The organism is Vibrio sp. 10N.286.52.C3, from assembly GCF_041468865.1.
Taxonomy (GTDB): Bacteria; Pseudomonadota; Gammaproteobacteria; order Enterobacterales; family Vibrionaceae; genus Vibrio; species Vibrio crassostreae_C.
In genome coordinates this window covers 31678-42444 of record NZ_JBFRJM010000002.1, presented here as the reverse complement: position 1 = coordinate 42444, position 10767 = coordinate 31678, and the positions used below count along the sequence as shown (strand labels likewise).

Sequence of the window (10767 nt, the reverse complement as noted above, 5' to 3'; positions counted from 1 at the left end):
CCGCGATGAACCTTTTAAAAGCTCATTCACTTCCACAATTTCAATCGCTTCTGGGCAGGTGTAAATACTGCTATCAAAATAGAGCGACCGATAAGCAACCACATTGGTCATCTGCGCGCGATGTTTGGTATAAGGCGGGATCCACACGGCTTTAGTCGGCGGCAAAATGCAAATGGCGTTTTTTAAGGTCAAGGTGATGCAACCCTGCGGAGCATACAGCAGCTGTCCTTTTACGTGGTGATGTATTCCTGAGTCATGCTGACCTAGCTCTGCCGCAATCCCTATTACGGGCGCAGGTAAGCTGTCTGCATCAAACTCAATGGTTTCGCTGATTAATGCCATTTGTCCCAATCTTGTTGTTTTTGGTTTTAATGTTGTTAACGAGCCAAGGTTAGTTTCCCCTAGACTCCTCGTCAAGTTCACTGGTCTTGGAAAAATGATGAAAACAAAACCTTCTTTATGGCAAATGGTGCTATTGCTGATGTTCCCTCAAATCGCAGAAACCATCTATAGCCCGACTCTGGATTCAATATCGAAATCCTTTGATGTCAGTTACACACAAGCTGCTCAAACCCTCTCGATCTACTTCTCTGCATTTGCGGTGGGTGTGGTGGTATGGGGCGTGTTAGCTGACAAGTGGGGGCGCCGACCAACCATGTTATTGGGCATGGGGTTATTCGCCTGTTCAGCACTCATTGCTATGCAAACCAATAGCTTTGTTTGGTTGATGATAGCCAGAGCCATGGGTGCTTTCGGGCTTGCGGTGGGCTCGGTGGTGACACAAACCATGTTGCGCGATGCCTTTAGCGGCGCGGAACTGGCCAAGGTGTTTGGTTACATGGGGATGGGGCTGTCGATTAGCCCAATCATCGGGTTGCTTCTTGGCGGTCAATTAAGCCAAGCGGGCGGGCATCAATATGTGTTTATTGCCCTGTTTATTATGGTGTTAGTGCTGTTGGCACATAGCCTATGGTCATTGCCTGAAACGCAACAATCTAAGCAGCCATTGCAGTTAAAGTCACTCAGTATTCACATGGTCAAAGATAGCGATATATGGATGTCTGCGTTGCTGGTCGCGTCGTTCAATATTGCACTGTTTTCCTATTATCAATTGGGTTCATTTGCCTTCATTCAACTTGGATTTAGCGTTGAGCAGTTTGGCTACAGCGGCATTGTGCTTGGGTTCGGGACTCTGTTGGGAAGCTTGGTGAACAAGACATTGTTGAAGAGACAAGTGTCTTCAATGTCTCTGATTGGTATCGCAGCAGGGCTTCAAACATTAGGTGCGGTGGGTGTGTATTTTTCACAACACACGATCTGGTTCTTGCTTCCAATGATGTTGGTGGTTATGGCGTTTGGCATTGCGATTCCCAATGTATTGAGCCGAGCGTTGGTACGTTACCAATCTCAAGCAGGAAGTGCAGGCGCACTGTTTGGTTTGATGTATTACACCTTGATCGGCTCAGGGCTCGCTTTAGCGGGAATGATTCAAGATTTAGGTGTAGTGTTGGTACTTTGTGGCGCGTTATCTGTTCTGGTGACGATACGCAGTCGACTCCAGCTTAAACGCTAAGTCTCTCATCTGTATTGATAAATTCCGTGTCCTGTTTGGCGCGGAATTTATCATTTCTTGGTTTGTAAATTTGGATATTGACAGGGGTAGAGTGATCGTTCTACTCTGTAGGTAGAACAATCATTCTACCCTTTGTCGGGTATTGAGAGAGCACTATGTTGAGAGAACAGATTGCAGCAAGCTTAGAGGTGGCATTTAGCCAGCAAGGTTTTGCTGAGCCGAGCGTTGCACAGCTGAAAACGGCGTGCGATGTAAGCCTAAGAACCTTGTATAAACATTTCCCTTCAAAAGAAGCGATGATCGTTGGTGCCTTGGAGTATCGACACCAACGCTACTTAGATTTCTTGTTGGAAACGTCGCCTGAAAAGGGGCTCGCATCGGTTACTCATATCTTCAACAAGCTTCAACAATGGTTAGAAGAATATGCGCCGCACGGGTGTATGTCGATGAATGCGATGGCCGCGTTTCCCGATAATGAGCTTATCAGCCAAGCGGTTACACAGCATAAAGAACAAGTTCGTTTGCTTATAGGCAATCAGAGCCTGCGAGAGGATCTCGCGACACCGCTGTTTTTACTTCATGAAGGCGTATCAAGCGCGTGGCCAGTCTTAGGCGAAGAAGCAGTGGCATCGGCACAGAATATGGTGACAAAATTACTCAAGGAAACAGTATGAATTTCGAGATACCAAAAACAATGAAAGGCGCAGAGATGCTAGGGCACGGCGGGGCAGAAATGCTTGGCTACCGTGAAGACATTGCTGTTCCAAAAATTGAGCCTAATGAAGTGCTGATCAAAGTCATGGCAGCAGGCGTTAATAATACTGACATCAACACGCGAATCGGTTGGTATGCAAAAAGTGATGATTCAGACGATGCCAGTTGGTCGGGTGAAGCGCTAAAGTTCCCTCGTATCCAAGGTGCTGACGTGTGTGGTTTTATCGTGGAAGTCGGCAATGAAGTCTCAGTTGACCGTATTGGTGAGCGTGTTCTGATTGAGCCTTGTTTGACCGAGGTTTATGGACAAGATCTACCACAGCCATGGTATTTCGGATCTGAATGCGATGGTGGTTTCGCTGAATACACCAAAGTAGCAGCTAAGCACGCTTACGCGGTGAACAGCACCATGTCGGATGTTGAGCTAGCGTCTTTCCCATGTTCTTACTCAACAGCAGAGAACATGCTAACTCGTGCCAATGTGGCTGAAGGTGATCGCGTGCTTATCTCAGGTGCATCGGGCGGTGTGGGCTCTGCGGCTATTCAGCTAGCAAAAGCTCGCGGCGCGTATGTTATTGCCATCACTAGCCCAAGCAAGAACCAACAGTTACTTGAACTTGGCGCTGATGAAGTGATTGCCCGTGATTCAGATTTGGTTAACGCGCTAGGCGAAAGCAGCGTGAATGTGGTGATCGATTTAGTTGCTGGTGACAAGTGGCCAGAGTTTCTTGAAGTCCTAAAACCGCATGGCCGTTATGCTGTGTCTGGTGCGATTGGTGGTGCAATGGTTGAGCTTGATGTGCGAACTTTGTATCTCAAAGACCTCAGCTTTTTTGGTTGCACGGTTTTAGAACCGCAAGTATTCCAAAACTTGGTTAATCGTATCGAGAAACAGCAGATTGGCGCCATCGTTGCAGAGTCTTATCCGCTAGCCGATATCCATAAAGCGCAAGATGAGTTCTTAAAGAAAAAACACGTTGGTAAGATCGTGTTGAAAGTCGCTCAGAGTTAACTTTAGACGGTGTCACGCATCTAATCTATGTAAGAGCGAGCCAGTATCATGTGCTCGCTTTTTTGTTTCTGGCGAATGCTGGCGGGCTCAGTCTTGCAACCCGTTGAGTAACAGATCCTATACAGCTGAAAAGTTAATGATTCATTTATCATTGTGTGGTTTATGAATTAACTGTGCGATAATTACCGCCATTATATATCCCTATCTATGTTGTATGTATCTAGGAGCCGTATTGATGTTTAAAAGGGTATTGCAGGCACTATTCTCACCTTTTGTTGATTCAAAAAACAAACTCTCTGCAGAGCCTGCCCAACAAGAGCAACAACAAACCGTTGCTACTGATTCTGTTCAGTCTTCAATCTTTGTTCCGCCGTCGTCCGCTCAGCCATCATCATTAATCGTCGATAAGACGCTTAGCCTTCACGATGGTGAGTTCCTTGATTATTTGTTTGGAGAGTCTCGCCTTCGAACGGAGTCAGACCCATTTAGTGATTTTGTCGCTTGCCAAATCGAACGTTTGATTCGCTCTCCAAAAGCCCTGCTTAATGAACTGCCAGTGATGCCAGCCTCTGTAACCACGTTAATGGCAGAATTACAGAGCGACGACTTTGATGTCGATGCATTGTTAAGAGTGATTGAGCGCGAGCCGAGTATGGCTGCCGATGTGATTAAACTGGCTAACAGCGCCTTCTACAAACGCAGTGAAAAACAAGTTACTGACTTAAAAACTGCTTTCCTCAATATGGGTTCACAAGGGCTCGTTGAAGGGGTGGTGAATAGCTACATGAAGAACTTCACGCCGGGGAACAATATTTACTGGCGTCACTTCGGTGAGAAAATTTGGAATCACAGTGTTCAAACCGCGTCGTTTTCTAAGGAGTTGATGAAAGACTCTTCATCTCAAGAAGATCAAGCTGCGGCGTACTTTGTTGGGTTGATTCGCAACTTAGGCAAGATGATCATTTTCCAGATGATGGTAGAAGCTTTCAAGCATGTAGATCCTTCTGTTCCGCCTAACTCGTTAGCATTGAAGCGCCTGATGAACAGCTACTCTATTCGCCTGACTTACACCATTGCTAAGTTCTGGGAGCTGCCAGAGTCTGTGTTGACCGCAATTGGCTACCAAGAGTCGAGCCGATACGAATGCACACTACTTGGTCAAGCTGTGTTTGAAGCTAACTATTTGAGTGAGCTGTGCTATTTACTGGAAGAACAAACGATTGAAGTCGAGCAATTTAAGCGCAGATGCAAAGAGACACTGATGTCTCCGGCTGCATACAAAGTGGCTAACCGTATCTATAAAGAGTCTGAATTATCGCTAGTGAGCTAACCCTTAGCCTATTCGACCTACGCTGTGACTGAACATAATGATTGGTTGCAGCTTGGTTGGGCTAGGTTGTGAAATACATTCAGCTACGAAATACGCTTACAAATGGCTAATCCACAGCTTGTCGAGTTCGCACCAACCGAAACCATTTACTTGTGCGCCGTGTATCTTTTCAGAAACCTCTAAGTTGAACGCCTCTTGCTTGAGCTCAGTCACAACCCCAGATTCATTCAACCAATGCTTCAGTTCCAACAGTGCATTCATCGCTAACTCAAAGTTGGGCTGGTTTCTTATTGAAGCTAAGCCCTGTTCTACTGTTTTTGGCATCTCAGCAGGTAGAGCTAAGTCCTCAAACGGGAAGCGAGTGAAAAAGCTTAACCACGCAGTGAAGGTGTCGTTCTCATCAATAATACTGCACAGCGCGACGTCTTTGGTAGTTAGGTAGTGAGTTAGGTAGTGCCCATATTCCACGCTGGTTTTGTGGTCGCCAGACACTGACAACTGATCGAAAAGGGCTTGGCATTCAGAGGTGTCTTCAACGGTGAACTCACGAACGGTTGAAGACAACATCGGGCTTTGAATCTTAAAGAAGGTTGAGCCGAAATCCGGTTGGGAAGAATGGTCATCCCCACGCACGCTGGTCGTCTTCTCGGGCAGTTTCACGCACACCTGATTTTGAGCGCAGGCTTTGCTCTGTGCCCATTCCTGATAGACCCACAACTCGACTCGATTCAGAATCGGCGTGCTGTGTGAATAGGCGCTATTGCGGCTCAATCTCAACATCTTGCTTGAGAAGATGTCTAATGAGAACGCGCCAGATCCAATCAGCCTATCAGTCGGTGATGAGTGATCGAATACGGAGGCTTCAGCCCTAGCAAGTAGGCGCGGTAAATGCCAATCAGGTTGATTCAGTTTCACGACAACCACATTGCCTGCCGAGACAGAGACCTCATCAATATGCTGATAACAACGACGCCATATTTTGCTTTGGCAGAGCGAGTTAAGGTTGCGCGCTATGTCTTGAGGTTCGAGTGTTCTTCCTTTATGAAACTGAACACCATTGCGAATCTGAAAGTGCCACTGTGTCGCATCTTGATTAGGCTGCCAATGATAAGCCAGATCGCCGCTGAGTTTGCCGTGCTTAACGGAGGTTAGGCGTTGGCAAACTTGCATAACTAAGAAACGTTCGGTGCGTCTAAGCACGCGTTGAGGGTGAAGCGCTTCGAGTTCTCGGTGAAACGGGATGTACGCGATATTCTGCGTCGACGGATTGGTATTGCTTAGAAAGGCTTGCAACTCAGTGCCAGCATTGCGGCCGTTGAAGCTCAAGGTGCTAAACACCTGTTCTATGTTGCCTGCGTCAGCTTGGGTTTGTGCGTATTGGTAACACGCCTCAATGGGTTCAACCAGACACGTGAGTTGTGCCTTCTTGCTGCGGCCTGAGCTAGCTTGCCACTCAATCCAGCCTTGTGCTGTCATCGCTTTGAGTAAGGTCTGAACGTGACGTTCACTCACGTGCAGCAGTGTGGCCAGTTGGTTGACCTGACAGTGTGATACTCCAGGCCCAAAAGCCTGAAATATCTTTTCATACAGTTCAAGCTTACGCTTAAGGTTGCCCAATTTGCTTTTCCTAACGACGAGGTTGAGTTAAATGTGAATAGCCAGAATCAATCAGTGCGTTTTCCATCGTATCGAGAACTCGAGAGGTTATCTCTGAGCTCAGGATATTCGATTCAGTTTTGCCTTGAAGCACCAAATCTGAAAAATGGTCGATTTCAAACTCGAATCCATTCCCTATCACTCGGTAGTTAATGGTCGACTTTTTGCCTTGATGTTCAATCTCAATAAAGGCCGGATTCCACCATTTTTCGTGAATGGTGATTTTGGTTTCAGGTCCACTCAAGTGTGCTGATCGGGGAAGGTTTTGCACTGTTGATGCCGATATCTTACCGCTTATATCACCAGAGAATGTAAAGCATGCATTGGTATCAACATTCGCTCCCTCATAAAGACACGACATCTCTACCTGAGGTTTTGAAGGGTTTACACCCAGCGTTCGGCACAGATCGTAAAAGAACCAAAGCCCATAGACCCCAACATCGAGTGCTGCTCCGCCTGACAAATCCGGATTGAAGATAAACAAATCGGGCTCATAGTCATGATGGTTACCAAAGCTGGCTTCGATTGAATCTATCTGAATGTTGTTATCGACCAAGAATGATTGGAGCTCACGATACGCGGGAAACACCACGGTTTTCATCGCTTCTAACAGCATCACGCCATTTTGCTTGGCGAGGGCTTTCATCTCAAGCCAGTCACCAAGGTTGGTAAAAGCCGGCTTCTCAACCAATACATGCTTATTACTCTTTAGAAACAGTTCGGCGAGTGGCTGGTGGTATGGGTGAACCGTAGCGATGTAAACTGCTTCAACACTTGGGTCATTCGCCATCTCTTCATAAGAACCATAAGCCTTGTCGCAACCAAACTTGTTGGCGAACGTGGTTGCGCGTGAGTGATCTCTTGCGGCAACGGCACAAAGCTCACCATGCAGACAGTGCTCTGTGACTGCAGTCGCGAATCGATTGGCGATATTGCCTAGCCCTGCGATACCCCATTTAATTTTGCGTTGCGTGTCGCTCATCAGTTGCTCCAAATCGTTGTTTTGTATCAGTGTACTCAGAGACGTCACATACAAATAGAGAACAGATTTCTCAACCTGTTCTCTATTTATTTTATTCTAGTTGAAGCTCAGGATTAGCTCTGTATTGAGTGTTTCCAATCGGCTAGGGCTTTAATGTGTTTTGGCCCGATGCCACAACAGCCACCGATAATATTCGCGCCCAGTGCATGCCAGCGTTTAGCGTAAGTTAAGTAACCTTGGCCATCCAGCTCACGCATCTCCTGAAACATATCATTCGCTTCATGTTCGTTGCTGATAGGCGCAAAATTGTTGGCATAGACACCAACTTCTAAATCACTGCCTAGCTCATCGATCACTTTCTTGGCATCGATAATGGCTTGATCCATCACTTCAGGCACTGAACAGTTAAACATAATGCCTGTCGCGTTTGATTGGCAGGCAAGTTTGATGGCGTCTGTTACGCTCTCGCCAGAACGAATATTGGCAGAATCGACCTTGGTATCTTCCAAACTGAATGCGTAGTAACACGGCTTATCTGACTGCTTAAGAACCGCATGAATGGATTCGAACTCTTGCAGGCTGCAGATGGTTTCCGCTATCCAAAGATCGATGTTTGGATCCTGGGCATCGTAAAGCGTTTGAATGATTGGCGCTGCCTCTTCTACCTTAAACAAGTCTGGTCGGTAGCTGCCAAATGGCGGTGGAATCGCGCCTGCTACTTTCACTGTGTGGGTAGCATTGTCTGCAACTGCTTTAGCCAGCTCACCAGACAGTGTGGCTAGTTCAAAGCCTCGCTGCTCGAACAGCTCTTCACCCAAGTGAAAAGGCACACAGGCGTAGCTATTGGTGATTAGGATTTCAGCACCTGCATCGACAAAGTTTTGATGCGCTTGGCTAACAAATTCGGGTGCTTCAATCAGCGCTTGAGCACTCCAAAGCGGTTGAGAAAATGGCGCGCCAATTTCTTTGAGTTCTCGGCCCATGCCGCCATCAAGTATGGTTAGTGTTTTCATATTCAATACTATCTAAACAATTGCTGAAGTTCTGCCGCCACCATATCAGACAACCTTGTCAGACAGAAGCCATCAAGCCCCTGTGTTATCGAGAAAAGGTGTCGGACTGTTTTGGAGATAGCCACGGCATAATTTAGATTCACCCTTTCCCAATAATGTGCACCACCACACGCATCAATATCTATACGCATGAGTGGCATATTTGCTATTGTAGTCAGTAGTTTAGGGCCGGTTACAGACTGATGACCTTACCATTTTGGTCTACGGCATGAAGACTAAAGTGGTTTTTAGCTAGGTCGATACCGCAGAAATAAGAATAATCAGACATGGTGCCTCCGATGCATTTAAGTACCACATAAGTGTGGCAGATCCTCGGTAGGGGGAGTCCATGTCATTCGTTATAACCCTCTCAAGTAAGGAGCACATGTTTTATCAATAGGTTTTGACTGAAACATATGAAATGCTGCCCTTTTTGTATGTATTGACAGTGGTAAAATGCTTTGAAGTTTATCACTACGAATTAATTAGAATGACTACACATATTAACGATTTTTTTGTTACTCCTCTAAGTAAAGAAGACACTGAGAATATTTCATCTCAAGCTAGATGGTACGGGAATTTAACTGATAAAGCTTTTGCAGATTCTAAGAAATCAGAAAAGTTTATCTGGGGGTTAGTTATCGCTTCACTCCTATATGCTGAGCTTTTATTCAAAGGTAGTGCGTCATCAGTAGCTAGTTTCCTTAATACTGAGTTTGCGACAGGGATAGGTTTATTTGGAATTGGATATCTAGCATATATGTGGCAGAGTTTGAAAAGAGGCTCCAAAGCTGCGTATCAACGGGCTTCTGCTATTAGTGAAGAAACAGAAAAACAATATGGCATTCGAATAATTATGAACAATTGTGTTGTCATCAATATAGATGACTATGCGTATTTTTTTGATGTTCCTAGCATGCAGTTATCTCATCACTCAAAAAAGAGAAAAAGACGCGAAAAATAAGTGTTATAACAATCTGTTTAAGAGTGATTCGCAACGCGTGGCATTTTTACTATGCGTTGTTTTTAGTGTTGAAGGTGGCATGCGGAACCATCGGTATTGCGTTGCTCACTATCATTGAAGGCCTGCGTTAACGTGGCTACATGGATTCCCCCGGTTGTCAAACATCCGCTAAACTTATGTTGATGGGTTTTGGACTGCCGCTCTACATTCGGCCTACTTATCGACGATTCGCATACGTCGTGGCCCTGATGACTTGCGCGACTGCGGTGCCTTATTCGTTAGATGACATCTAGTGTGTCCGCCGCATTAACAGGCTCTCCGCAAGTGGTCTTAACCTATCTCCATCATTAGCGTCTGCAATGACCCGGTGGGTTTAACTCTTTATGCTGCTTAGGTTTCTACTTAAGCAGCATAGTTTTCATATTCTGTTTGATTGTGTAAAAGCGACCATATAATTCGTGCGTTCTTCGCGGCCAGTGCCACTATTGCTCGGTTCATTCCTCTTCGTTCTAGAACGCCGCGACACCACTGACTTAACTTATCTTGCTTGTCGCCAAGGTTGGCAATCACGGTCCTTGCGCCATGAACTAATAGTGTTCGTAAGTATTTATCACCGTGTTTGGTTATTCGGCCTAAGCGAGGTTTTCCTCCTGTGGAATATTGCTTTGGTACTAGTCCTAGCCAAGCAGAGAAATCACGGCTTTTATCAAATTGAGAACCATTGCCTATCGAAGCAAGTATCGCAGTAGCGGTTTGCGGCCCAATACCTCGAACTTTCATCACTCGTTGAACATTAGCGCTGACCTTAGCAAAAGAGTCGAAGACTTGTTCAGTATCGGCGATACGTTGATTCAACTCTCCAAGGTGGTGATAAGCATCGGCAATCACCGTTCTTGCGAGATGTGGCAGTTCATTTTCTGCATCTTCAAGCATTAAGGGAACGTGTTTCATTAATGAAGAGCGGCCAACAGGAATGATTAACCCGAACTCAGAAAGTAGGGCGCGCATGCGATTCATAAGCGCGGTGCGTTCACGAACCCAATACTCTCTCATTCTATGTACCGATAGGATGGCTTGTTGCTCTGGTGATTTTACGGGCACAAAGCGAGTGGATGGTCGCTGAACAGCTTCGCAGATAGCTACTGCATCATTAAGGTCGTTCTTCCCTTTAGTTCGATAAGGAACCACGTATTTAACGGCCATGATACGGGCGTCATGACCCAGTTTATTGAGTGTTCTTGCCCAATAATGTGCACCACCACACGCTTCAACGCCTATACGCATGAGTGGCATATTTGCTATTGTAGTCAGTAGTTTAGAGCGGGTTACTGACTTATGAAGTATGACCTTACCATTTTGGTCTACGGCATGAAGACTAAAGTGGTTTTTAGCTAGGTCGATACCGCAGAAATAAGAATAATCAGACATGGTGCCTCCGATGCATTTAAGTACCACATAAGTGTGGCAGATCCTCGGTAGGGGGA

Annotated in this window: 10 protein-coding genes and 1 pseudogene; 5 read left to right on the top strand and 6 right to left on the bottom strand. The window is 46.0% G+C overall.

Annotated elements, in window-relative coordinates:
- On the bottom strand, positions 1 to 342 hold a 342-nt coding region (locus AB4138_RS01185; protein ID WP_372304718.1), incomplete at its 3' end, for an AraC family ligand binding domain-containing protein.
- Positions 343 to 439: 97 nt separating this feature from the next.
- Between AB4138_RS01185 and AB4138_RS01180 the strand changes: the two genes are divergently transcribed.
- The 4 genes from AB4138_RS01180 (at position 440) to AB4138_RS01165 (ending at position 4629) form a co-directional block, all read left to right on the top strand.
- A complete protein-coding gene (locus AB4138_RS01180; RefSeq protein WP_372304716.1) occupies positions 440 to 1573 on the top strand; it encodes a multidrug effflux MFS transporter in 1134 nt (377 codons plus the stop codon).
- A gap of 155 nt (positions 1574 to 1728) precedes the next feature.
- Complete coding sequence (locus AB4138_RS01175) at positions 1729 to 2247, top strand: TetR/AcrR family transcriptional regulator (RefSeq protein ID WP_102394446.1); 519 nt, start codon at positions 1729 to 1731, stop codon at positions 2245 to 2247.
- Positions 2244 to 3299: an alcohol dehydrogenase family protein gene (locus AB4138_RS01170; protein ID WP_372304714.1), complete on the top strand. Its 1056-nt coding sequence runs from the start codon at positions 2244 to 2246 to the stop codon at positions 3297 to 3299. The genes AB4138_RS01175 and AB4138_RS01170 overlap by 4 nt, the downstream gene beginning before the upstream one ends.
- Positions 3300 to 3534: 235 nt before the next feature.
- Positions 3535 to 4629, top strand: coding sequence for an HDOD domain-containing protein (locus AB4138_RS01165; protein ID WP_372304712.1), 1095 nt, complete (start codon positions 3535 to 3537; stop codon positions 4627 to 4629).
- 96 nt (positions 4630 to 4725) lie between these two features.
- Here the strand turns inward: AB4138_RS01165 and AB4138_RS01160 are convergent, their stop codons facing one another.
- The 4 genes and pseudogenes from AB4138_RS01160 to AB4138_RS01145 form a co-directional block, all read right to left on the bottom strand.
- Positions 4726 to 6246: an SgrR family transcriptional regulator gene (locus tag AB4138_RS01160; protein ID WP_372304710.1), complete on the bottom strand. Its 1521-nt coding sequence runs from the start codon at positions 6244 to 6246 to the stop codon at positions 4726 to 4728.
- A gap of 10 nt (positions 6247 to 6256) precedes the next feature.
- Positions 6257 to 7267 (bottom strand): Gfo/Idh/MocA family protein, encoded by a 1011-nt coding sequence (locus tag AB4138_RS01155; RefSeq protein ID WP_372304708.1) that lies wholly within the window; start codon positions 7265 to 7267, stop codon positions 6257 to 6259.
- A gap of 113 nt (positions 7268 to 7380) precedes the next feature.
- Positions 7381 to 8280 carry a homocysteine S-methyltransferase family protein gene (locus AB4138_RS01150; protein WP_372304706.1) on the bottom strand — a complete coding sequence of 300 codons (900 nt, stop codon included), beginning with the start codon at positions 8278 to 8280 and terminating at the stop codon, positions 7381 to 7383.
- Between the two features lie 143 nt (positions 8281 to 8423).
- Positions 8424 to 8608 (bottom strand): annotated as a pseudogene (locus AB4138_RS01145) (IS110 family transposase); the annotation flags it as partial.
- Between the two features lie 201 nt (positions 8609 to 8809).
- On the opposite strand from AB4138_RS01145, the gene AB4138_RS01140 reads away from it, so the two are divergent.
- Entirely contained in the window at positions 8810 to 9283 is a 474-nt protein-coding gene (locus tag AB4138_RS01140) for a hypothetical protein (protein WP_372304705.1), read from the top strand.
- 402 nt (positions 9284 to 9685) lie between these two features.
- On the opposite strand, the gene AB4138_RS01135 is transcribed toward AB4138_RS01140, so the two are convergent.
- The gene (locus AB4138_RS01135; protein ID WP_372304703.1) at positions 9686 to 10711 is read right to left on the bottom strand and encodes an IS110-like element ISVisp6 family transposase; all 1026 of its coding nucleotides are present in this window, start codon (positions 10709 to 10711) and stop codon (positions 9686 to 9688) included.
- Positions 10712 to 10767: the final 56 nt, after the last annotated feature.

Excerpts from the sequence above, each read along its gene's own strand:
- AB4138_RS01180 (WP_372304716.1), top strand. The coding sequence starts at position 440 with ATGAAAACAAAACCTTCTTTATGGCAAATGGTGCTATTGCTGATGTTC.
- AB4138_RS01175 (WP_102394446.1), top strand. The coding sequence starts at position 1,729 with ATGTTGAGAGAACAGATTGCAGCAAGCTTAGAGGTGGCATTTAGCCAG.
- AB4138_RS01170 (WP_372304714.1), top strand. The coding sequence starts at position 2,244 with ATGAATTTCGAGATACCAAAAACAATGAAAGGCGCAGAGATGCTAGGG.
- AB4138_RS01165 (WP_372304712.1), top strand. The coding sequence starts at position 3,535 with ATGTTTAAAAGGGTATTGCAGGCACTATTCTCACCTTTTGTTGATTCA.
- AB4138_RS01155 (WP_372304708.1), bottom strand. The coding sequence starts at position 7,267 with ATGAGCGACACGCAACGCAAAATTAAATGGGGTATCGCAGGGCTAGGC.
- AB4138_RS01150 (WP_372304706.1), bottom strand. The coding sequence starts at position 8,280 with ATGAAAACACTAACCATACTTGATGGCGGCATGGGCCGAGAACTCAAA.
- AB4138_RS01140 (WP_372304705.1), top strand. The coding sequence starts at position 8,810 with ATGACTACACATATTAACGATTTTTTTGTTACTCCTCTAAGTAAAGAA.
- AB4138_RS01135 (WP_372304703.1), bottom strand. The coding sequence starts at position 10,711 with ATGTCTGATTATTCTTATTTCTGCGGTATCGACCTAGCTAAAAACCAC.